This window comes from Rhodopila sp. (assembly GCF_965277165.1).
Taxonomy (GTDB): Bacteria; Pseudomonadota; Alphaproteobacteria; order Acetobacterales; family Acetobacteraceae; genus Rhodopila.
The window spans coordinates 3,080,116-3,101,420 of the sequence record NZ_CBDICE010000006.1; the positions used below are offsets into that span (position 1 = coordinate 3,080,116).

Consider the following 21,305-nt stretch of genomic DNA (forward strand, 5'->3'; position numbering starts at 1 on the left):
GCAAAAGTGTCAAGACCAGGGATAAAAAATTAAAGTCAATTTATCCAGAGCGCAGTCCTTGTCATCGAAAAAGCCGCCTCTCCAGGCCTGGGCAAACGCAACGTCATCCCAAGATTATGTGGCCTTATCAAGTGTGTATTGCGACGTGCTAAACCGGTGTCCTGGGTCTTCGCCGCGCTTGAGCAAGTCGAAGCCGAAGCATACCCCGGCCGCATGACGTCCATCCGAAAATCACATGGCGCGGGTCTGATTGATAAATGGCCGAAAATGTATATGTTGCCTGCAGATGCGCAGGAAATGGCATCCGACGCGACTTTCCTTGTCTCGCGACTTCCCTTGCATCCTCAGGAGAATGCTATGAAAACCTTAAGTCTTTCCGCGTTGGCTATCGGCGCCGGCTTGCTGATCGCCGCCCCGGCCTTCGCCCAAGCAACCAAGCAGAAGACCCAGGACGGCAACAGCCCGACCACGGTCGGACCCGCCAGCGGCGCCTACAAGCAGAAGACCCAGGACGGCAACAGCCCGACCATGGTCGGACCCGCCAGCGGCGCCTACAAGCAGAAGACCCAGGACGGCAACAGCCCGACCATGGTCGGGCCCGCCAGCGGCGCTTACAAGCAGCAGACTCAGAGCACCCTGTCACACGGTCAGACCCCGATGGGCGTGGCAAAGCAGCAATAACACTGTCGCATTTTCAGTCCGGGTCCATACCAAGGGCCCGGGCTGATGGTCCTATTTATAGCCTGCGCAATCCATCACCGCGTAATCAACCACTGAGTGACGGCGGATCTTAGATGGCGCAGTGCAGCGCCTGACATGGAATTCTCGATCATGAGACCGGCGCGGCGCTCGCTTGCAGCTTCCATCGTCTTGATGTTGATGGCGTTCAGCAGTGCGTTCGGCCCTGGTGTCGCTCGCGCTGACTCGGCTGGCATTGTTGCTGCGGCCACGGCCACCACAGGCAGTGATCCGATCGCCGCCGTGGTGGCAAAGGTCTCGCCCGCGGTGGTTCGGATCATCACTGTTCGCATCGCGAAACCCGAAGTCGTCAAGCCTGGGCCCCAGGTCGCGGAGGCGCCGAGCACGGATAAGACCAACTCGGATCAGGTGACCTCCACCGGTTCGGGATTCATCATCGAACCCAGCGGCTTCATCGCCACCAACAAACATGTGGTCGAGGATGCCGTCGCTTTGTTCGTCGAGACCTCGGGCGGGGAGCGTTACAAGGCTTCGGTCGTTGGCATGCCGGGCAAGGCGGACATGGCGTTGATCCGGATCAAGGCGCCGCATAGCCTGCCGTATGTGCCGTTCGGCGACAGCGACAAAGTGCGAGTCGGCGACACAGTGATCGCGATCGGCAGTCCGTTCGGATTTGACAACAGTGTTACCGCCGGCATCATCAGTGCCGTCAACCGCGACATCATGGAGAGCCCGTTCGACGATTATCTGCAGACCGACGCCGCGATCAATCACGGCAACTCGGGCGGCCCGCTGTTCAACACCAAGGGCGAAGTGATCGGCATGAACAGCGTGATATTTGCGCCTGGCACCGGGTCGGTTGGACTGGGATTTGCGATTCCGTCGAACGATCTGCATTTCGTGTTCGAGCGGCTGATGAAAACCGGCGAAATCGACGCGGGAATGCTGCCGATCTATACGCAGCAGGTGACCTGGATGCTGAAGCAGGCGCTGAATGCCCCGGATCTGCAGGGCGCGCTGGTGACCTCGGTTCACGATGATGGCGGCAAGATGATGCATGGTAAGATCAAGCCCGGCGACATCATCCTGTCGTTCAACGGGGAAACGGTAACGGACCCTCGCGACTTGGCGCGGAAGGCGGCGGCGGCGGCGATCGGCAGCGACGCCGCACTGGAGATCTGCCAGGATGGCGTCAACGAAACCGTGCATGTAAAGATCCATGAGTGGCCGGAATCCAAGCCGGTGGTGCTACACGACCCGGCCGGCCGCAAACTGGGTCTGCAACTGGCGTCGGCTCCTGGCGATAAGGGCGCCTCGGTCGTGACGGTCGCCGCGATCGACCCGATGGGCACCGCCGCGAATAGCGGCATCCATAAAGGCGACGTCATTATGGAGGTGCAGCAGAAGCCGGTGTCCGAGCCCGCCCAGGCGATGCGGCTGTTGAAGGAGCAATCCGAGAAACGGCATCATTACGCCGCCGTGTTGGTGCGTCACGACAAGACATTGTCGTGGATGCCGCTGGAGGTTCCCGATCAGCCTGATTAGCGCGGGTGGTGGGCAGTCCTACCCTATGGTGAACCGATAGCGGATGGTCCGCAGGTAGATGTCGCCCGGTCGAAGAAGGGTGGACGGAAAGTTGGGATGGTGCGGAGCGTCGGGGAAATCCTGGGCCTCAAGCGCCAGGCCCGCCGACTGGCGATAGACCATTCCTTCATGTCCGGCGAAGGCACCGGTGAGTTTGTTGCCGGTATAGACCTGCACGCCCGGTTGATCGGTGTCGATCTCCAGCACCCGGCCGGTCAACGGATCGCGTACTCGCAGCGCTGATTTCAGGATGCCCGGGCTTTGGGTTCGCAAGGCGAAGCAATGATCGTAGCCGAGGCCGTGAAACAATTGAGGATCGGGCTGCCTGATCCGGCTGCCCACTTGCACCGGAAGGCGGAAATCGAACGGCGTGCCGGCGACCGGGCGGATTTCCCCGGTCGGGATTTGTGCCGCGTCGGTCGGCAGAAAGCCATCGGCGGCGATGCTGAGTTCGTGTCCGAGCACGTCACCGGAGTTGGTGCCGGCCAAATTGAAATATGGATGCGCGCTCAGGTTGATGACGGTCGGCTTCGTCGTGCGTGCCTCCAGCGTCAGCGTCAGCGTATCGGCTTCGAGTTGATAGACCGCCCGCGCAGTCAGCTCCCCGGGAAAGCCTTGATCGCCGTCGGGACTGACATGGGTCAGCACCAGCGTCGGGACCAGTTCGGCTTCTGCTGTCAGCACCGACCAGACCACCCGGTTGAAGCCAGCTGCCCCGCCATGCAGCATGTCGCCGCCGCTGTTCTTCGATAAAGGGTAGGTGTGGCCATCCAGTTTGATCGCGGCCCCGGCAATGCGGTTGGCATAACGTCCGAGCAGGGTGCCGAACGAGCCGCCGTATTGGTGATAGGCAGCGACATCGGCGAAACCCAGCAGGACATGGCCGCGGTGTCCGTCGCGATCCGGCGCCTCGATGCTGACCATGCGGCCGCCATAGTCGGTGATCCGCACGCGTAAATCGGCGTTCTGAAGGGTAAACAGCGTGGCCGGCCCGCGGTCGGGCAGTTGGCCGAACGGTTCGGACGCCAGAGGTGTTGTCATTGGTTTATCTGCTCCGCGGCTCGGCTTCATCCTATCACGCCCTGGACGAATCACGCGCCCGCGCTATTTCGTCGATCGGTTGCCAACCGTGGCAGAGCGATCGCGCCGGTAGGGCGAAACTGAAATAGTTTCCACCGCCGCCCCCCGGCTGGTCTTCGGATCGGTTGATCGGGCGGCTCTTGAGCTGACACAGCAGCAGTGTGCCGACGCCGCCGTGCGATATCACGGCTATGTCGCGATCCTCGGCGGTTTGTTTGAGCACCGTGCTGACCGCGGCGACGATCCGAGCCTGGGCATCGGCGGCTGTCTCCCAACCGCGGACACTGCGGTTTGGGTGGGAGAAAAACGCGTCGGCGGTCGCCTCAAATTCGGCTTTGGGCAGGTAGCCGGTGGCTGATCGGTCGTTCTCGCCCAAGCCGCGCGACTGGCGGGGCGCGATGCCGACCGCGTCACCGATTATCCACGCCGCTTCAATCGCCTTGCGTTCGTCGCTGCACCACACCGAGCCGATGTCCCGCATCCAGGGCTGACCCAGCACCTTGCGCATCCGCTCCCGTCCATACGGTGAGAGGTTCCACTGGGTGACCGGAACAGCCGGCTCGATCGTGATCTCCGGATGGGTGATGAAATAGACCCAGGTCACGGCACGCGCGCGATCAACATGTCGATCCAAATTCTGTCGTGCCGGTTAGCCTATAAGCACGGCAAACGCCTCGGCAAGCGGGCCAACGCCGCTTCGCCTCTTGCAGGATGCGCGGAACCGGCCGACGCTGGCCCCGAACAGGGAGATTACGAGCCATGGAATTCGGCATGTTTCACGAATTTCAGCGTCGCCCCGGGCAGTCTGAAACCGACGCCTTCAGCGAGGCATTTCAGCAGGTCGACGAAGCCGAGGCTGCCGGCCTGGACGTCATGTGGCTCGCCGAACTGCACAATGCGCCAGAACGCTCGGTGCTCGCCGCCCCGCTCAACATCGCCAGCGCCATCGCCATGCGCACCAAGCGCATGCGGATCGGTATCGCGGTGCAGGTGCTGCCGCTTTGCCACCCGCTGCGCATCGCCGAGGAAGCCACCACTGTCGACCATATCAGCCACGGCAGGCTGATCTTCGGCATCGGTCGAAGCGGCTTTCCACGCACTTATCAGGCTTATGGCATCTCCTATGCGGAAAGCCGCGAACGTTTTGCCGAAGTGCTGGAAATCCTGCGGCGCGCCTGGACGCAGGAGACGTTCTCGTTTCACGGTCAGTTCTATCATTTCGACGATATCTGTCTGGTGCCGAAGCCATACCAGGCGCCGTATCCCGAACTGCGGATCGCGGTTAACAGCCCCGACACCTTTCAGCAGAGCGGCGAGGCCGGCATGCCGATCTTCGTCGCCACTCGCCTCGGCGACCTGAACGAACTGGTGCCCAACCTGCGGGTCTATCGCGAGGCATGGTCGGCCGCCGGCCATCCGGGCGACGGCAAAGTCTATCTTCGCGTCCCGGTCTATATTGCCCCGACCGAACGACAGGCGCGCGAGGAGCCGCACGAAAGCATCATGTTCTTCTACAAATACCTCGGCGAGCGGATCGAAGCCTCGGCCACGCAGGAAGGCGCGCGGGCGATCGAAAACCGCGCCGAACGCGGTCAGCGGCTGATGACCATCGATTACGAGGAAGCGCTCAGGAGCAAGATCGTGGTCGGCACGCCGGCCATGGTGACTGATCGGCTGGCGGCGCTGAAGCAGACGCTTGGCCTGTCCGGCATCCTGGCGGAGATGAACTGTGGCATGCGCATCCAGCATGACCGGGTGGTGACCTCGCTGCGGCTGATGTGCAGCGAGGTGATGCCACATCTGCGTGATTGAGCATCAAAATCTTGCCTCTCCCAGAGTTGTCAACTGTATTCATCAGCGTAATCGTTATCATCTCGTGCTAATACCGGTTCGCCTGCATACCGGTCTGTCTCCGGGGAGACCCCGTCGCCAATGTTTTCACTGCCTGCTCAGCCGGGGTCGGACATCCGCGCCCTTCGACACTGGAAGACCGCCTTGCCGGCGGACGCGGCCGGTTCGATCCGCGCCGGGGCCACCATCGCGGTCGGTTGGCTCAGCGACAGCCTGGCGTCGGCAATGGCTGGGTCGTTCGCGGCCCGCGGCCAGCCCCGCGGGCTCACCCTGGTCTATGCGACGCCTAAACGGGACGGGCGCACCCACGGCCTCAACATTCTGGCCCATGCCGGTCTGGTGCGCCGCGTGGTTGGCGGTCAATGGCATCCGGTGCCCGGCTTGCAGGCGCTGGCGGCGGCCAACCGGATCGAGGCGTACAGCCTTCCGGTCGGCGTCATTAACCGGCTGTTTCGCGATATCGCCGCGGGCCTGCCTGGCCACCTCAGCCGCAGCGGTCTGGGCACCTTTACCGATCCGCGTAACGGCGGCGGGCGGCTCAATCCGCGCACGCGGGAACAACTGGTGCGCCTGGTCCGGCCCGCCGGCGACGAGGCGCTACTGTACCATGCCTTCCCGATCGACGTTGCGGTGATCGGGGTGGCGTTCATGGAGGGCACCGCGGCGATCGCAATGACCCGGGATTCCATGACCCTGGCGCGGGCGGCGCAAAAAAGCGGCGGTATCGTTATCGCCCAGACGGACCGGATCGGAACGTTGGATAAATTGCCGCCCGGCCAGGTCGAAGTGCCGGACAAATTGGTCGATATCCTGATCACGACCGACCCGCGCGAGCGCGGCTGGGAAACATTTTCCTCCGCTACGGTTCGACCGACTGGTCAGCGTTGGCTGTCGCACTAATTGGACCCAACGCCGGCAGCCGAACACGCTGATCAGTGGGGAACGCCAGGCGATGCAGTCGACGACCTGCCGCGATTTAGCCTAACGAACGCGTGGGGCGCGGTTTGGGCAAGCCGAGCATGCGTCTGACGTTTTGCTGAGCATACGGGCGCGGGCGATCCGGCCGATCGTTGCAACCAGCCAGACGCCGGCGCTGGCCGCTTCGGCTTATCCCGCGAAACAGAGTAGGCGGCTGCAAACTGGATCGATCGCGGTCAGAGAAAATTAATCATCCCTGGCACCGCGCTTGCAAGCCCGGCGGACCGAGACGTTTGGCCGGAAGCGCCGCCCGCTACACATTACGGAGTCGTTAGATGACGCGTCGTGCCATAACCCGCCGCTCGGCGCTCGCCCTGGGGTCACTCTCCGCCGCCGCCCTGACAATGCCGTTCGTATCTCGGAACGGTCTGGCGGAACCGCCGATCAAGCTAGGCAGCCTGCTGGACGCGTCCGGTCCGATCGGCATCAGCGGTGCGCGCATGATCCAGACGACCGAGTACGCTGTCGGCGTGCTGAACGCCAGGGGCGGCCTGCTGGGACGCCAGATCAAGCTGATCAACTACGATACCCAGTCCAGCATGCAGCTCTATTCGCAGTACGCGCAGCAACTCGTGCTGAAGGACCGGGTCGACGTGGTGCAGGGCGGCATCACCTCGGCGTCGCGCGAGGCGATCCGTCCGACGCTGGATCGGTTCAAGACACTGTATTTCTACAACACGCAATACGAGGGCGGTGTCTGTGATCGCAACGTCTTTTGCACCGGCACGACACCGGCGCAGACCGTGGACCACGTCGTCGCCTACGCGGTGAAGAACTGGGGCAAGAAGGCCTATATCATCGCCGCCGATTACAATTACGGGCAGATCACCGCGAAGTGGATGACCAAGTTCGTCCGCGACGGCGGCGGCAGCGTCGCGCGGACTGACTTCTTCCCGCTCGACGTCACCGATTTTTCCTCCGCCATCAGCCGCATCCAGCAGGCCGCGCCGACTTTCCTGCTGTCGGCGCTGGTCGGGGCCAATCATAACGGGTTCTACCGGCAATGGGCGGCGGCCGGCATGAAGCCGAAGATCCCGATGGCCTCGACGGTGTTCGGTCTCAGCGACGAGCTGACCAGCATGGAGCCCGCCACCACCGACGGCATCGTCACCTGCTACGGCTGGTACAACGACCTCGGCACCCCGGCGAGCGAAGCCTTCGTCAAGGGCATGCAGACCAAATACGGGGCCGGCGTCACCGACCTGGGCGAGCTCGATTCGGCGACCTACGAAGGCATCATGATCTGGGCCGAAGGCGTCAAGAAGGCCGGCTCGGTCGCGCAGCAGAAGGTCATCGCCGCGCTCGAATCCGGGATCACTATCAACGGTCCGTCCGGCAAGGTGACGATGGACCCGAAGACGCACCACACCATCCGCAACGCCTATCTGGCGCAGCCGAAGAATCGCCGCTGGGACATCATGGCGACTTATCCGGAGCAGTATCCCGCGGACACCGGGGGTCGCTGCGACCTGGTGAAAAACCCGCGCACCGACAAGCAGTTCGAGCCAACCATCTAGGAGGGCACGCGTGGACCTGATCGGGCTGCTCGGATTCAACGTCGTCTCGGGCATCGCCACGCTGGTGCTGATCACCTTGGGCCTGGGCGTCATCTACGGCATGATGCGCGTGATCAACCTGGCGCATGGCGAGTTCATGATGCTGGGTGCCTATACGTCCGTCGTGGCGGTCGGCGCCGGCGTAAACATCTGGATCGCCATGCTGGTGCTGTCGCCACTGCTGGTCGGGATCGTCGGCCTGGTCCTGGAACGAACGCTGATCCGCTTCCTGTATGGCCGCATCATCGACACGATGCTGGCGACCTGGGGCGCCAGCCTGGGCCTGATCGGACTGATGACGACGATCTTCGGCAACAACACCCGCGCGGTGCCGGTGCCGTTGGGCGGCTTCGCGATCGGTCGCTTCGGCGCGAGCCAATACAGCCTGGTGATCATCGCCGCGGCCCTGGCCGGGCTGTTGGGCATGCTGGCGCTGCTGCGCCTCACGCGGTTCGGGCTGATCCTGCGCGCCACCATGCAGAACCCCAACATGGCCGCGGCCCTCGGCGTCTCGCCCTCCACCATCTACATGACGACCTTCGCCCTGGGCTCCGCCCTGGCGGGGCTGGCCGGCGGCGTGCTGGCGCCGGTGTCCGGCATCTCGCCTGGCATGGGGGCGGCCTATATCGCGCGCGCCTTCATCACCGTGCTGGGCGGAGGCCCGGCGATCATCACCGGCACCGGACTGGCCGCCGCCCTGTTCGGCACTATCAACTCACTGGTATCGTTTGAAACCACACCGGTGATCGGCGATGTCGCCCTGCTGGCCGCCGCAGTGCTGATGATCCGCCTGCTGCCGCAGGGCATCACCGGCCGCTTCCTGCGGCGAAGCCTGTGAGGATCGCCGCCGGCTGGGCCGGCTTCCTGGCCATGCTGAGCATCGGGCTGCTGCTGTTGTTCGGCCTGCCGCAAGTCCTCGACCTGTTCGGCATCGTGCAGATGACCGTCTTTGTCGCGATGGCGATGTTCGCGCTCAGCCAGGGGTTCCTATGGGGCTACGGCGGCATCATGTCGTTCGGCCAGGCTGCCTTCTTCGGCCTGGGCGGCTACGCCTATGCGGTCGCCGTGATCAACATGGGCGACAGCACAGTGCCGGTCATCCTATCGATCGTGGTGCCGATGCTGTTCGCGGCCCTATTGGGCTATTTCATGTTCTACGGCCGTATTACCGACGCCTATATCGGTGTGATTACACTGACTGTCTCGGTCATCCTGTTCGAGCTGATCAACTCCACCTCCGGCAACGCCTACCACATCGGCCAAGCCGAGCTGGGCGGCTTTAACGGCATCCCCGGTGTCCCGCCGCTGAACCTGCCCGGCGATGCGTCCAGCCAGCTCGATCCGGTGCAGACCTGGTATGCCGCCATGGGCTCGCTGATCGGCGTCTACGTCGTGCTGCGCGCCATCCTGGCCAGCCGCTTCGGCCGGGTCGTCGTGGCGATCCGGGAGAATGAGACCCGGGCGATGCTGATCGGCTATGATCCGCGGCTCTACAAGCTGCTGACCTTCATGATCGCCGCCGGCGTGGCCGGGCTGGCCGGCTGCCTGTTCACCAACTGGGGCGGCTTCATCAGCCCGACCGTGTTCAGCCTGACCATGTCGGCCCAAGTCATCATCTTCGTGCTGGTCGGCGGGCTGGGCACGCTGCTGGGCCCGATCCTGGGCGCGGTCGGCATCCAGTATCTGATCAACCTGGCCGGTGCGCAGCACTTCGTCGACGCCAACCTCGGCCTTGGCATCATCCTGGTCGCCTTCGTGCTGCTGGTGCCGCAGGGCATCGTGCCGCTGCTGCGCGACCGGCTGCTGCCGATGCTGCGCCAACCCCGGTCACCCGCCGCGCGCCCGGTGCCCAAGACTGCGGACCTGCATCGATGAACGGCCCCCCGCTGCTGGAGGTGCGCGGCGCAACCATGCGTTTCGGCGGGGTGACCGCCGTGCAGTCCGTCGACCTGACGCTGCAAGAGGTCGAGCTGCGCTGCCTGATCGGTCCCAACGGCGCCGGCAAGAGCACGTTCTTCAAGATGCTGACCGGCCAGCTCGTGCCCACCGAGGGCACCATCCAGTTTCGTGGCAAGACCATAACCGGGTCGAACCCGCACGCGATCGCCCGCCTGGGTGTCGGCATCAAGACGCAGGTGCCGAACGTGTTCAATGGGCTGTCGGTGCGGGAAAACGTGTTCCTCGGTGCCGCCCGTCGCAAGTCCGCCAGCCGCGCCCGCTCGATCGTGGCGGAGACGCTGGCGCGGCTGCAGCTCGATCCGATCGCCGACCGGCTGGTCGGGCAGCTCGCACACGGACAGCGGCAATGGGTGGAAATCGCCACCGTGCTGGCGCAGCAGCCCGACCTGATCCTGCTGGACGAGCCGGCAGCCGGCATGAACCACGCCGAAGTGGAGCGGACCGCCGAACTGATCCGCGAGATCAACCGCACCCAGGCCCTGGTGGTGGTGGAGCACGACATGCAGTTCATCCGCATGATCGCTCGCACCGTCACGGTGTTCAACCAGGGCCGTGTGCTGATCGAGGACGATGTCAGCCATGTGCTCGCCGACCAACGGGTGCGCGACGTCTACCTGGGAAAGCAGGCGGCATGACCCTTCTCGCGGTGTCACGGCTGCGCGCCGGCTATGGCCGCATCCCGATCCTGGCCGGCGTCAGTCTTACGGTCAACGAAGGCGAGATTGTCGGCATCCTGGGTCATAACGGCATGGGTAAAACGACGCTGCTGCGCACGCTGATGGGCTACCTGCCGGTCACTGACGGCACCATCCACTTCGACGCGGCCGATATCACTCGCCTGTCACCCACCGCCCGCGCGCGATTTGGCATTGGCTACGTCCCGCAGGGGCGGGAGATCTTCGCCACGCTGTCGGTCGCCGAGAACCTGCGCATGGGCAGCCTGCGGCGGCTGGATGAGGCGCGCACCATCCACGATGTGCTGGGCGACTTTCCCCGGCTAACACGACTGCTTGACCGCCTGGGCGGTACCTTGTCAGGCGGTGAGCAACAGTTGCTGGCGCTGGCCCGCTGCCTGTGCGGCCATCCCCGGCTGATCCTGCTCGATGAGCCGACCGAGGGCATCCAACCGTCGATCATCGAGGAAATCGTCGAGACCCTGCTGGCGATCCGCCGCCGCCGCCCGGTCACCATGGTGCTGGTGGAGCAGAACCTGAACTTTATCGCCGCACTGGCCGACCGTATCCTGATCCTGCAGAAGGGTGAGGTCACCCGGGAGATCCCGCCCGAGGTCGCTCGCGACCGCAGCATGATCGACGAGTTCGTCGGCATGACATGACTGAAAATGGGCCTGACAGAAGGAGGCAACAGCAATGACAACGGACACTGTCAAGATTCCCACGCTCGACCAGCTCCGCGACACCGCTCGGTCGCTGGGCTTCAGCATGGGGGATGCCGAACTGGCCGCACACCTGGAGTGCCTGCAGCCCGGCTTCGCGGCATACAACATCGTCGACCGGCTGCCCGATGACATGCCGCCGGTGCGCTACCCGCGGATGCCCGGGCAGCGCCCGACGCCTGAGGAAAACCGATACGGCGCCTGGTACGTCAAGACCCGGATCGAGGGCGCACCCAGCGGCAAGCTGAAGGGCAAGACCGTCGCGGTGAAGGACAATGTCTGCGTCGCCGGCGTACCCATGACGAACGGCGCCTCCACGCTGGAGGGCTATGTGCCGGACCTCGATGCGACCGTGGTGGAGCGCATCCTGGACGCCGGCGGCACCATCGTCGGCAAGAGCGTGTGCGAATATTTCTGCTTCTCCGGCGGCAGTCACACCAGCTCGACCGGGCCGGTGCATAACCCGCACCGTCACGGCTATTCGGCCGGCGGCTCGTCCTCGGGCAGCGGGGCGCTGGTCGCAGCCGGCGAGGTTCCGATGGCGCTAGGCGGCGACCAGGGTGGATCGATCCGCATGCCGGCTTCGTTCTGCGGCATTTACGGCATGAAGCCGACGCATGGGCTGGTGCCTTATACCGGCATCATGCCGATCGAGCTGACGCTGGATCACATCGGCCCGATGACCGCGACGGTGGAGGACAACGCCTTGATGCTGGAGGTGCTGGCCGGACCGGACGGGCTCGATCCGCGTCAGTATGGCGCCCCGATCGTGGCCTACCGCGATTCGCTTGGCCGCGGCGCGCAGGGTGTGCGCATCGGCGTCGTGGAACAAGGATTCGGCCACCGGCAATCCATGGAAACCTCCGATGCCGTGGTGCGCGAGGCTGCGGACCGGTTGCGCGGCCTCGGGGCGAACGTCGAGACCGTTTCGATCCCAATGCACCTGCTGGGCCCGGCGATCTGGCTGCCGATCGCGGCCGAGGGGGCGACGGCGCAGATGATGGCCGGCAACGGCTTCGGCTTCAACTGGCAGGGGCAGTATATCGTTTCTCTGCTGGATGCCCATTCCGGCTGGCGCAGCCGGGCGGATGAGTTGTCCGACACGTTGAAGAACACGATGCTGCTGGGACACTCGATGACCACGCGGCACCGCGGGCGCTATTACGCCAAGGCACAGAACCTGGTGCGCACGCTGCGCCGCGCCTACGACGATGTCCTGGCGAAATACGATCTGCTGCTGATGCCGACGCTGCCGATGACCGCGACCCCGCTGCCGGCGGCCGATGCGCCGGTTACGGAAATCATTCAGCGCGCGTTCGAGATCCTGCCCAACACCGCGCCGTTCGACTGCACCCACCACCCGGCCATGAGCATCCCTTGCGGCATGGTCGACGGGCTGCCGGTCGGGATGATGCTGGTCGGCAGGATGCTGGATGAGATGACGATCTACCGCGCCGCCGCCGCCTTCGAGCGTGGCGTCGACTGGAAGTCGATCCGCGGATGACATCTGCGGGCGGGCTGAGGGTCGCCGACCGACCGCCTGATATGAGCCGACAGCGGCGATCGGAGCGCTGGACGCGGTGGGCTGACCCCGGCAACGCAGCCGCCACGGACCACCCGCTGGGCGCTGGTCAGAAGATGCCGGCCGCCAGACCGCCGGCCAGTGCGGCGCCCAGGTCTCGGCAGCGCCGCAGGTCAGCCGGGGAAATGATCTTGGTTGCCAGGATGGTTTCGGGGGTCTGCGCGTTGGTGCGGACGATCAGTGTGTCCGCGACGGAGCGCAGGCGCCAGCCGGTGGCGATCCGGGCGATCTGGCGAGCGGCGTTCTCGCCGTCGCTGCCGGCGCAGATCATCGCGGCGTAGGGCCGGCCGTTGATGCGGTCCAGTGCCGGATAGTAGGTGCGATCGAAGAAGTCTTTCATTTGGCCGGCCATGGCGGCCAGATTCTCCGGCGTCGCGAAGATGAAACCGTCGGCGGCCAGGACATCGGCAGGCTGAGCCTCGGCCGCGGTCAGCAGACGCAACTCGATCTCAGTTTCGTCCGCCGCGCTCGCCGCCGCTGCTTCAGCCATCTGCCGGGTGCCCCCGGTCAGCGAATGAAACACAATCAGCAGAGTCTTCATGACGACCATCCGGACCCGGGCAGCGCCAGGGTAGGCTCAAGCCGCGGTGCCGGTGAAGATCGTCAAGCAGGGGCCCGATGGTGCAGCGCATCGCCGCGCCGCCAGTACCGCACCTGTTCAGGCGGAATGAGCGATCTGTCGGTGGATTGCGCCCGAGGCGTCGAGCAGCATCTGGCGGAACAGGCCGAGCAATTTTGTGTCCAGTTGCGAGTCCATTTCGTCGACCATGAACTTGAGCGCTGCCTCGGCCTCGATCGGCGGCTTGTAAACGCGTCGGTCGGTCAGCGCGGTAAATACGTCGATGATGCAGGCAATACGCGCCAGCCGGTTCAACTTGCTGCCTGCGAGGCCGAGTGGATAGCCGGTTCCATCGACCTTTTCGTGATGTTGCGCGGCGATGGTGATGATGCCCTTGGGCAGATCCGGGCAACGCTCCAGGTAGGCCACCGAGGCGGTAACATGGCCCTCCATGACCTGACGTTCGGCTTCATTGAGCCGGCCTGGCTTGTTCAGCACCTCGTGCGGGATCGACATCTTGCCGATATCGTGCAGCAGTCCGCCGCTGGCCAACAAGATCTGCTCTTCCTTTGGCAGGCGCAGGTTGCAGCCGAACAAAGAGAGGTAGGTTGCAACCCGCATTGAATGCGCAAACGAGTAGTTGTCGTGGTCCTTCACGCCGTCCAGCATCTCCCTGAAATCGTCGTTGGCGACGGCTTCGACAAGCGGCTGGCAAGCGTCGCTAACCCCCTGGTACGGGATCGGTTTGCCTTCGCTGATGACGTTCGAGATTCCATTGAACAACAGCAAGGTGTCGGACAAGGCCTTGCGCTGCAGCGGGCGCAAGGTTTTCCACTTGCGCTCGACACCACGATTGAGCAGGCCCGATACGGTCATCACCAGCGCACTGCGGGAGAATGGCTCAACCAGCAGGCTGTCGGCACCGCATTGCAGCGCGCCATCGCGGGTTGCCTTGTCGTCCTTGCCGGCCAGTATCACGATGGGGATCGACGCCAGGCCGGGGTCGAGACGGAACCTGCGGACCAGATCGAACCCACCGCCCGGTGGCAACTGCTCGCTGACGAGCGCCAGCAGCGGCATGTGCGCCCGGCAGCCGGCAGTCGCCTGCGCGACATCGGAATACTCCGCGAACTGATAGAACGAGGTGAGGCAGCGGGCCAATATCGATCGCTGTCTGGCGTTGCCCGCGACGATGGCGATGTATGGCTTGCCTGACAGTTCCGAGTTGGGAACATCCGTCGTATTCACCTGCACACTGTCCCCGCCGGGGCACGGCCCCGCATCGACCGCGGTCGCCGGTCATCGTTTGGCCGCGCGACGGCATGTAAGCGATCCACCGGAAGCGACCGGTTCGCCGCGATTTTGGCGTGCTGTTGCAAGTCTTCCTGATCCCGAACGGCATGAAGATCCACGTCGGATCACGGGATGCAACTTGGGGCATGGACGCTAATAAACCCTTAACGGTAGCCTGATGAGCCTTGCGGAATGGCCGCTGAGATCCGATGATCCGGAAGACGATGACGGCTGGCCGCCCCCCTGGCTGCCTGTCATATAAGCGCCGGTGAGCGCCCTCACCGCTTCGCCCGCAGTTCCGCCCAATACTCCAGCCGCCGGGCGATCTCGCGTTCGAAGCCCCGGTCCTTCGGCTGGTAGAAGGCGACCCGATCCATCCCGTCGGGAAAGTAGTTCTGCCCGGAGAAAGCGTCCTCGGCACCGTGGTCGTATTCGTAGCCGGCACCGTAGCCCAACTGCTTCATCAGCTTGGTCGGGGCGTTCAGGATGTGGGCCGGGGGCATCAGGCTGCCGGTATTCTTCGCCGCGGCGCGGGCTTGGCCGAACGCCGCGTAGACCGCGTTCGATTTCGGGGCGGTGCCGAGATAGACGACCACCTGGGCGATCGCCAGTTCGCCCTCGGGCGAGCCCAGCCGTTCGTAGGTTTCCCATCCGGCCAGGGCCTGGGGCAGCGCGCCGGGATCGGCCATGCCGATGTCCTCGGCGGCGAAGCGGACCAGGCGGCGGGCGATGTAGCGGGGGTCCTCGCCGCCGTTCAGCATGCGCGCGAACCAGTAAAGTGCCGCGTCGGGGTCGGAGCCGCGCAGCGATTTATGCAGCGCCGAGATCAGGTTGTAGTGCTCCTCGCGGTCCTTGTCGTAGAGCGCGGCGCGGCGCGCCAGCACTTCGGACAGCGCGGCGGTATCGAGCGCTTGGGTCCGCTCCGGCAGGGCGATCAGTTGCTCGGCCATGTTCAGCAGGTAGCGGCCGTCGCCGTCGGCCATGGCGCGTAGGGTTCCGCGGGCGTCCTGGGTCAGCGGCAGAGGACGATCGATCTCGGCTTCGGCGCGGGCCAGCAGGCGTTCCAGCGCGGCATCGTCCAGCCGGCGCAGCACCATCACCTGGCAGCGCGACAGCAGCGCACCGTTCAGGGCGAAGGACGGGTTTTCCGTGGTGGCGCCGATCAGGGTCACCGTGCCGTTTTCCACCACGGGGAGAAAGCCGTCCTGCTGGGCGCGGTTGAAGCGGTGGATCTCGTCCACGAACAGCAGCGTGCCCTGCCCTGTCCGCCGGCGCCTGGTGGCGTCATCGAAGGTGCGCTTGAGGTCGGCGACGCCGGAGAACACGGCGGAGAGCTGGACGAAGGCCAGGCCGGCGCCGGCGGCGAGCAGCCGGGCGATGGTGGTCTTGCCGACACCGGGTGGCCCCCACAGGATCAGCGAGGCGAGCGAGCCTCGTTGCAGCATGCGGGCGATGCTGCCGTCGGGCCCCAGCAGGTGGTCCTGGCCAACGATGTCGGACAGCGTGGCGGGACGCAGCCGGTCCGCGAGCGGGCGGTTGGTGTCGGGTTGCGGCGGCGCGGCGGGGTCGGGGGCGCCGAACAGGTCATCGGGGTCTGCCACGATGGCAGCATAGCGGGAAGGCGGGCAGCGGGCGAGGACAGGTCACTCGAGAGGGAAAACCGTGAAGCGGGACAATGCCGACGGAAATGGCGGCCAGGCAGGTGCGGTTCGGTGGCGCCGGCGAAGCGGGCGGGCGGTGGCAGGGCTCGAGCGATGGCGGGGCTTGGCTTACACTTCGGGCGGCTCACCCGGGATGGCGACCCGACCGAAGCCGATGATCAACTGCGTCACCTCGGCGATGGCTTTTTCGGCCTCGGCGGAATCCGAGCCTTTCGCTACCAGGGCGACGCCGTTGCCGCTGGCTCGGTAGAACGGGTAACTGCCGATATCCAGATCGGGATAACGTTGCTGGACCGCGCCCAGTCCCTCGGCGATGATGCCTTCGGGCAGGCCGATGACGTGGACTGCGCGCATTTCGATCTTGGCGCCGCCGGGAAGCCGCGGCGCCAGCCACTCGAACATCGACTGCATGACGCGGGGCACGCCGGCCATCACGTAGACATTTTCCATTTGGAAGCCGGGGGCGACGCTGATGGAATTCTCGATCAGCGCGGCGCCGCGCGGCATGGTCGCCATGCGTTGGCGGGCGACGTTGAAGTCACCCGGCTTGTAGCTGGCCTGCATTCGGGGCCAGGCGACCGGATGCGGCTCCCACGGCACGGCGAAGGCGGCGGCGACGCACTCGCTGGTGATGTCGTCATGGGTCGGGCCAATGCCGCCGGTGGTGAACACGTAGTCGAACTTGCACCGCACCTCGTTGACGCTGGCGATGATGGTTTCCGGCACGTCGGGGATCACCCGGACCTCGCGCAAGGGGATGCCAAGGGTGCCGAGACCGGTTGCCAGGAACTGGATGTTGGCATCCCGGGTACGGCCGGACAGCACTTCGTTGCCGATCACCAGCAGGCAGGCGGTTGGGTTTTTCGCAGGCATGGTCGGGTTCCCCAGGGCATGATCGCATGGCTCGCCCGGTCGTGGCTGGGCGATGACCGAACGACGCGGCATTGTCGAGCGGTGCGATGCGGCTGGCAACGGTCTTTAGATGCCCCGCTTCGCCGCAGCACGACCGCGGAGCTTGTCAGAGCGGTAACCATTTCGCACGTGTGGTGGCGAGACAGGGTTCGATCCTGGCCCGTCGCATTCCTTGATAAAATCTGCAGCTATGCCGATCGTAGATACGGCCTAATTACGTCCTCCAGCCATTCGACGAAGACGCGAACGCGCGGCGAAAGCTGCCGTCTGGTGGGATAGAGGAGCGATATAAGCGTCGGGGCCGGCGGATATTCAGCGAGCACCTCGGCCAGCGTGCCGGCGGCGAGATCGTTTAAGAAGCGATGCCGCGGCGCCTGGACGAGGCCGAGCCCAAGGCGCGCGGCCGCGGCGCTGGCGTCTGCGCCGCTGACCAGAACGCGTGCGGGAAGCGTCCGCATGATCGCGACGCCGTCGCGCATGAACTCGAGCGGCATCACCTGGCCGGTGCGCGAGGACACGAAGCCGACCATAACGTGCCCGTCGAGCGCATCCAGGGAGACGGGTACGCCGTGCTGGGCCAAGTAGGCGGGGCTCGCGCAGGTGATCTCCTCCATCAGCCCCAGCCGGCGAACGACCATGTCGCTGTCCGCCAGCTCGCCCGCGCGAACCACGCAGTCGACGCCTTCGCGGACGAGGTCAACGAAGCGCTCGCTCTCGCCGAGCTGGACAGTCAGCGCCGGGTGGCGCGCAAGAAAGTGGGACAGTTCGGGCAAGATAATCGTGCGCGCAAGATTGCCGGCGACGTCGACCCGGAGCAGCCCCCTAACCGCGCCGCACGCGCCGTCGGCTTCCTCAAGATCGGCCAGGATCTGCACGCCTCGCCGGTAGTAGGCTTCGCCCTCGATCGTGGGTGAGACGTGACGGGTTGTGCGCTGGAGCAGGCGCGCGCCGAGCCGCTCTTCCAGCGCCTGAATCGCGGCGGTGGCGACCGGTCGAGACACGCCCACGTCGATGGCGGCAGCGCTGAAGCTGCCGCGGTCGACTATGCGGGTGAAGAGTTCGAGCGTCGTGAGCCGATCCATAGCCATTGTTTTGCGCAGCCGAACAATGCTGTCCATTCGCGCGAGCTAATAAGCATCCGCTCGGTGCTCAATTTGTCGGATCTCAACTCTCGGAGCTACCTATGCCCGCCCAGACCCGTATCGCTCTCGTCACCGGTGGCAGCCGCGGCCTTGGCCGCTCCACCGTCCTGGCGCTCGCCGCACGCGGCGTGAACTCAATTTTCACCTACAGCTCCAATCGAGCCGCGGCAGACGAGGTGGTCGCGCTTGCCGAGCAGGCAGGCGTCAAGGCGGCGGCGCGCCAGCTTGACGCCGGCGAGGTCGCTGCTTTCCGCGGCTTCTCCAATGAGGTTCAGTACGTGCTAGGCGAATGGGGCGCGGAACGCTTCGATTATCTCGTCAACAATGCCGGCACATCGCACCACGCACGCATTGAGGAGGTCACAGAGACAGATCTGGATGCGCTCTACCAAGTCCACGTCAAAGGCGTGTTCTTCCTGACGCAGGCTCTACTTCCGCTCATCCACGACGGCGGGCGCATCGTCAATCTGTCATCCGGTCTCACCCGCATCATCCGCCCGGGCAGCGCCGCCTACGGCGCAATGAAGGGAGCGGTGGAAGTTTTTACCAAGTACTTGGCCAAGGAACTCGGTGCGCGCGGCATTGCGGTTAATGTCGTCGCACCAGGCGCCGTGCAGACCGACTTCAGCGGCGGCATGGTTCGCGACAATCCTCAGGTCAATAAACAAGTGGCCGACATGACGGCGCTCGGCCGAGCCGGCCTGCCCGACGACATCGGCCCGATGATCGCGTCGCTGCTTTCTGAAGACAACCGTTGGGTTAACGCTCAACGAATCGAAGTATCGGGCGGAATGTCAATCTGATCGCCAGCGGCCAAATTTTCGCTATCGGCGTGGGCCGGGACCCGCTGGAAACCGTCGTCGCAAGCGCTCTCCAGCGGGACCGGACTGCACGCGGCATTCCGATGCACAACGGTGCAGGCGATGTCCGACCGGACAACGGTGCAGGCGATGTCCGACCGGACAATGGCGCGGGCGCGATGCGCTACAGAAAGTCGCGCAGCAGCGGGATCAGCGGCTTGTCGGCGGGTGGCATTTCATACTCAGTCAGCTTCGAGGCGCGCACCCAGGTCAGGGTCTGGTTTTCCCTGGGGCTCGGGATGCCGCGCCAGCGTCGGCACAGGAACAGCGGCATCAGCAGATGAAACCCCTCGTACTCGTGCGAGGCGAAGGCGAAAGGTGCCAGGCAGGCCGCGGTGACGTCGATGCCGAGTTCCTCGTGCAGTTCGCGGATCAGCGCGGTTTCGGGGGTTTCGCCGGGGTTCAGCTTGCCGCCGGGAAATTCCCATAGCCCGGCCATCTTCTTGCCCTCGGGGCGGCGCGCCAGCAGCACCCTTCCATCGGTATCGACCAGGGCGCAGGCGGCGACCAGCAGCAGCGGCTTGGCGTCGGGGTTGGCGGCGTCGGCCGCGGGGGCCTCGGGCCGGCCGAAAATGTCGTCGCGAGTGGCCTCGAAGGCGATGACGGTGTGCTCGTCGCCGGTGGTCAGCGAAGCGCGGATGCCGGTTCCGACCTCGCGGAAGCCGGCGCGGCGCAGCACCTTGAGCGAGCCGACATTGCCCTCGGTGACCTCGGCGACGATCAGGTCGAGCGGCAGGTTGGCGAACGCCCAGCGGGTCATGCGGGTGGCCGCCTCGGTGGCCACGCCGTGCTTCCAATAGGCGCGCCCGACCCAGTAGCCGAGGCGTCCGGAGCGGCGGGCGGCATCGAGGCGCAGGCCGACGACGCCGACGATGGTCTCCTTGCGGCCCTCCTTGCCGGTGATGGCGAGGTGATAGGCGGACCCGGCGGCGAGGTCGGCGACCGTCAAGGCGATCCACTCGTCGGCCAGCGACCGCGGATAGGGATAGGGCAGCTCGGCCAGGGTGCGGGTGACCTCCCAGTCGTTGACCAGGCGGTGCAGCGCCTCGGCGTCCTTCGGGCGAAGCGGGCGCAGCGTCAGGCGCTCGGTTTTCAACGGTGTGAACGAGACACGACTGGCCGGCTTGGTTGCTACCGCGGTTTTCCGGGGGCGCCGCGGTGGTTCGTTGGTGGGAATGGGACGGTCCTCGTCAACCTGGCGTTGCCGCAAACTGGCTCAGCCGATGCGAAACGCGCAAGAGCGCCGATACCACGCTGGACGGCGGCGAACCTACACGTCAGGTTGTGGCTGACCAGAGGGAGGCGACAACCATGCAGCTTGGCATTCACCTGCCCCATATCGGGCGCAAGGCTGGCCCGGACAGCATCCGTTGGGCCGCGATCCAGGCCGAGGAACTCGGCTTCGACGATGTCTGGGTCAGCGAGCACATCATCGTTCCGAAGGACGGCGGCTACCCGCCGTCGGCCAATTTCTGGGATCCGGTGCTGACGCTGACCTGGGCCGCCGCGGTGACCCGGCGGGTGCGTCTGGGCACCTCGGTGCTGGTCTTGCCGCTGCGCCATCCGTTGCCGTTAGCGAAGGAACTCGCGACACTGCAGAACCTGTCGGGCGGGCGGCTGATCCTGGGCGCCGGCGTCGGCTGGCTGGAGGCCGAGTTCGACGCGCTGGGGGTGCCGTTCAAGCAGCGCGGGCGGCGCATGGACGAGGGCATCGCGATGATGCGCGCGGTCTGGTCGCAAGACCCGGTCAGTTTCGAGGCGAAATGGATTCCGGCGCGGATCGAGGCCATGCGGGCGCAGCCGCAGCCGGTCGCGCCGATCCCGATCTGGATCGGCGGGTCGTCGGACGCCGCGATCGGGCGGGCGCTGCGGCTGGACGGCTGGCACGGCAGCCGGGTCGGTCCGGAACAGGCGGCGAGCGTGGTGAAGCGGTTGCGTTCGGAACGACCGGGTGCTGATTTTACCATTTCGCTCCGGGTCAGTTGCGGTGCCGGGACGGTGGCCGGCATGCGCGATGTCCTGGGCCACTACCGCGATGCCGGCGTGCAGCATGTCATGGCCGCGCCGGACGACCGGGACATCGACAGCTACTTGTCAACCGCCGAACAGTTCCATCGCGCCGGCGAGGGGCTGTAACGCAAACCGCAAAAACGTGATGTGACGGTTCGTATCGCCACGATGCCGATTCCGGCG

21 protein-coding genes are annotated in these 21,305 nt (G+C 65.2%); 12 read left to right on the plus strand and 9 right to left on the minus strand.

Annotation, left to right across the window (positions count from 1 at the left end; all coding sequences use genetic code 11):
- Positions 1 to 357: 357 nt before the first annotated feature.
- Positions 358 to 681: a hypothetical protein gene (locus ACQY4Y_RS26250; RefSeq protein WP_428493501.1), complete on the plus strand. Its 324-nt coding sequence runs from the start codon at positions 358 to 360 to the stop codon at positions 679 to 681.
- Positions 682 to 755: 74 nt separating this feature from the next.
- Here ACQY4Y_RS26250 and ACQY4Y_RS26255 read toward each other — a convergent pair whose 3' ends face one another.
- Positions 756 to 1,019: a hypothetical protein gene (locus ACQY4Y_RS26255; protein WP_428493502.1), complete on the minus strand. Its 264-nt coding sequence runs from the start codon at positions 1,017 to 1,019 to the stop codon at positions 756 to 758.
- A gap of 88 nt (positions 1,020 to 1,107) precedes the next feature.
- On the opposite strand from ACQY4Y_RS26255, the gene ACQY4Y_RS26260 reads away from it, so the two are divergent.
- Positions 1,108 to 2,244, plus strand: a complete 1,137-nt coding sequence (locus tag ACQY4Y_RS26260) for a trypsin-like peptidase domain-containing protein (RefSeq protein WP_428493504.1) — start codon at positions 1,108 to 1,110, stop codon at positions 2,242 to 2,244.
- Between the two features lie 18 nt (positions 2,245 to 2,262).
- Here the strand turns inward: ACQY4Y_RS26260 and ACQY4Y_RS26265 are convergent, their stop codons facing one another.
- A complete protein-coding gene (locus ACQY4Y_RS26265) occupies positions 2,263 to 3,324 on the minus strand; it encodes an aldose epimerase family protein (RefSeq protein ID WP_428493505.1) in 1,062 nt (353 codons plus the stop codon).
- Positions 3,325 to 3,358: 34 nt separating this feature from the next.
- Positions 3,359 to 3,967, minus strand: coding sequence for a histidine phosphatase family protein (locus ACQY4Y_RS26270; protein WP_428493506.1), 609 nt, complete (start codon positions 3,965 to 3,967; stop codon positions 3,359 to 3,361).
- A gap of 155 nt (positions 3,968 to 4,122) precedes the next feature.
- Here ACQY4Y_RS26270 and ACQY4Y_RS26275 point away from each other — a divergent pair, with 155 nt between their 5' ends.
- The 8 genes from ACQY4Y_RS26275 (at position 4,123) to ACQY4Y_RS26310 (ending at position 12,607) form a co-directional block, all read left to right on the plus strand.
- Positions 4,123 to 5,175, plus strand: coding sequence for an LLM class flavin-dependent oxidoreductase (locus tag ACQY4Y_RS26275; RefSeq protein WP_428493507.1), 1,053 nt, complete (start codon positions 4,123 to 4,125; stop codon positions 5,173 to 5,175).
- Between the two features lie 120 nt (positions 5,176 to 5,295).
- Positions 5,296 to 6,114, plus strand: a complete 819-nt coding sequence (locus ACQY4Y_RS26280; RefSeq protein WP_428493508.1) for a hypothetical protein — start codon at positions 5,296 to 5,298, stop codon at positions 6,112 to 6,114.
- A gap of 353 nt (positions 6,115 to 6,467) precedes the next feature.
- On the plus strand, positions 6,468 to 7,709 hold the full coding sequence (locus ACQY4Y_RS26285) for an ABC transporter substrate-binding protein (RefSeq protein ID WP_428493509.1): 1,242 nt from the start codon (positions 6,468 to 6,470) through the stop codon (positions 7,707 to 7,709).
- Positions 7,710 to 7,719: 10 nt separating this feature from the next.
- On the plus strand, positions 7,720 to 8,586 hold the full coding sequence (locus tag ACQY4Y_RS26290; RefSeq protein WP_428493510.1) for a branched-chain amino acid ABC transporter permease: 867 nt from the start codon (positions 7,720 to 7,722) through the stop codon (positions 8,584 to 8,586).
- On the plus strand, positions 8,583 to 9,623 hold the full coding sequence (locus ACQY4Y_RS26295) for an ABC transporter permease subunit (protein ID WP_428493511.1): 1,041 nt from the start codon (positions 8,583 to 8,585) through the stop codon (positions 9,621 to 9,623). Before ACQY4Y_RS26290 ends, ACQY4Y_RS26295 begins: the two co-directional genes overlap by 4 nt.
- Positions 9,620 to 10,342 (plus strand): ATP-binding cassette domain-containing protein, encoded by a 723-nt coding sequence (locus tag ACQY4Y_RS26300; protein WP_428493512.1) that lies wholly within the window; start codon positions 9,620 to 9,622, stop codon positions 10,340 to 10,342. Before ACQY4Y_RS26295 ends, ACQY4Y_RS26300 begins: the two co-directional genes overlap by 4 nt.
- The gene (locus ACQY4Y_RS26305) at positions 10,339 to 11,043 is read left to right on the plus strand and encodes an ABC transporter ATP-binding protein (RefSeq protein WP_428493513.1); all 705 of its coding nucleotides are present in this window, start codon (positions 10,339 to 10,341) and stop codon (positions 11,041 to 11,043) included. The genes ACQY4Y_RS26300 and ACQY4Y_RS26305 overlap by 4 nt, the downstream gene beginning before the upstream one ends.
- A 34-nt stretch (positions 11,044 to 11,077) precedes the next feature.
- The gene (locus ACQY4Y_RS26310) at positions 11,078 to 12,607 is read left to right on the plus strand and encodes an amidase (RefSeq protein WP_428493514.1); all 1,530 of its coding nucleotides are present in this window, start codon (positions 11,078 to 11,080) and stop codon (positions 12,605 to 12,607) included.
- A 127-nt stretch (positions 12,608 to 12,734) separates the two neighbouring features.
- Here the strand turns inward: ACQY4Y_RS26310 and ACQY4Y_RS26315 are convergent, their stop codons facing one another.
- The 5 genes from ACQY4Y_RS26315 to ACQY4Y_RS26335 form a co-directional block, all read right to left on the minus strand.
- Complete coding sequence (locus tag ACQY4Y_RS26315; RefSeq protein ID WP_428493515.1) at positions 12,735 to 13,226, minus strand: flavodoxin family protein; 492 nt, start codon at positions 13,224 to 13,226, stop codon at positions 12,735 to 12,737.
- Positions 13,227 to 13,343: 117 nt separating this feature from the next.
- Entirely contained in the window at positions 13,344 to 14,492 is a 1,149-nt protein-coding gene (locus ACQY4Y_RS26320; protein ID WP_428493516.1) for an HD domain-containing phosphohydrolase, read from the minus strand.
- Between the two features lie 323 nt (positions 14,493 to 14,815).
- Entirely contained in the window at positions 14,816 to 16,138 is a 1,323-nt protein-coding gene (locus ACQY4Y_RS26325) for a replication-associated recombination protein A (protein WP_428493517.1), read from the minus strand.
- A gap of 168 nt (positions 16,139 to 16,306) precedes the next feature.
- A complete protein-coding gene (locus ACQY4Y_RS26330) occupies positions 16,307 to 17,071 on the minus strand; it encodes a competence/damage-inducible protein A (RefSeq protein ID WP_428493518.1) in 765 nt (254 codons plus the stop codon).
- A 227-nt stretch (positions 17,072 to 17,298) separates the two neighbouring features.
- A complete protein-coding gene (locus ACQY4Y_RS26335; protein WP_428493721.1) occupies positions 17,299 to 18,192 on the minus strand; it encodes a LysR family transcriptional regulator in 894 nt (297 codons plus the stop codon).
- A 101-nt stretch (positions 18,193 to 18,293) separates the two neighbouring features.
- Here ACQY4Y_RS26335 and ACQY4Y_RS26340 point away from each other — a divergent pair, with 101 nt between their 5' ends.
- On the plus strand, positions 18,294 to 19,055 hold the full coding sequence (locus ACQY4Y_RS26340; RefSeq protein WP_428493519.1) for an SDR family NAD(P)-dependent oxidoreductase: 762 nt from the start codon (positions 18,294 to 18,296) through the stop codon (positions 19,053 to 19,055).
- A 181-nt stretch (positions 19,056 to 19,236) separates the two neighbouring features.
- On the opposite strand, the gene ACQY4Y_RS26345 is transcribed toward ACQY4Y_RS26340, so the two are convergent.
- Entirely contained in the window at positions 19,237 to 20,208 is a 972-nt protein-coding gene (locus ACQY4Y_RS26345; RefSeq protein ID WP_428493520.1) for a bifunctional GNAT family N-acetyltransferase/(deoxy)nucleoside triphosphate pyrophosphohydrolase, read from the minus strand.
- A gap of 215 nt (positions 20,209 to 20,423) precedes the next feature.
- On the opposite strand from ACQY4Y_RS26345, the gene ACQY4Y_RS26350 reads away from it, so the two are divergent.
- Positions 20,424 to 21,248 (plus strand): LLM class F420-dependent oxidoreductase, encoded by an 825-nt coding sequence (locus tag ACQY4Y_RS26350; RefSeq protein ID WP_428493521.1) that lies wholly within the window; start codon positions 20,424 to 20,426, stop codon positions 21,246 to 21,248.
- Positions 21,249 to 21,305: the final 57 nt, after the last annotated feature.

What these genes read in the sequence shown, in the direction of transcription:
- ACQY4Y_RS26250 (WP_428493501.1), top strand. Translation starts at nt 358, where the DNA reads ATGAAAACCTTAAGTCTTTCCGCGTTGGCTATCGGCGCCGGCTTGCTG.
- ACQY4Y_RS26255 (WP_428493502.1), bottom strand. Translation starts at nt 1,019, where the DNA reads ATGATCCGAACCACCGCGGGCGAGACCTTTGCCACCACGGCGGCGATC.
- ACQY4Y_RS26265 (WP_428493505.1), bottom strand. Translation starts at nt 3,324, where the DNA reads ATGACAACACCTCTGGCGTCCGAACCGTTCGGCCAACTGCCCGACCGC.
- ACQY4Y_RS26275 (WP_428493507.1), top strand. Translation starts at nt 4,123, where the DNA reads ATGGAATTCGGCATGTTTCACGAATTTCAGCGTCGCCCCGGGCAGTCT.
- ACQY4Y_RS26280 (WP_428493508.1), top strand. Translation starts at nt 5,296, where the DNA reads ATGTTTTCACTGCCTGCTCAGCCGGGGTCGGACATCCGCGCCCTTCGA.
- ACQY4Y_RS26285 (WP_428493509.1), top strand. Translation starts at nt 6,468, where the DNA reads ATGACGCGTCGTGCCATAACCCGCCGCTCGGCGCTCGCCCTGGGGTCA.
- ACQY4Y_RS26300 (WP_428493512.1), top strand. Translation starts at nt 9,620, where the DNA reads ATGAACGGCCCCCCGCTGCTGGAGGTGCGCGGCGCAACCATGCGTTTC.
- ACQY4Y_RS26305 (WP_428493513.1), top strand. Translation starts at nt 10,339, where the DNA reads ATGACCCTTCTCGCGGTGTCACGGCTGCGCGCCGGCTATGGCCGCATC.
- ACQY4Y_RS26310 (WP_428493514.1), top strand. Translation starts at nt 11,078, where the DNA reads ATGACAACGGACACTGTCAAGATTCCCACGCTCGACCAGCTCCGCGAC.
- ACQY4Y_RS26315 (WP_428493515.1), bottom strand. Translation starts at nt 13,226, where the DNA reads ATGAAGACTCTGCTGATTGTGTTTCATTCGCTGACCGGGGGCACCCGG.
- ACQY4Y_RS26330 (WP_428493518.1), bottom strand. Translation starts at nt 17,071, where the DNA reads ATGCCTGCGAAAAACCCAACCGCCTGCCTGCTGGTGATCGGCAACGAA.
- ACQY4Y_RS26335 (WP_428493721.1), bottom strand. Translation starts at nt 18,192, where the DNA reads ATGGATCGGCTCACGACGCTCGAACTCTTCACCCGCATAGTCGACCGC.
- ACQY4Y_RS26340 (WP_428493519.1), top strand. Translation starts at nt 18,294, where the DNA reads ATGCCCGCCCAGACCCGTATCGCTCTCGTCACCGGTGGCAGCCGCGGC.
- ACQY4Y_RS26350 (WP_428493521.1), top strand. Translation starts at nt 20,424, where the DNA reads ATGCAGCTTGGCATTCACCTGCCCCATATCGGGCGCAAGGCTGGCCCG.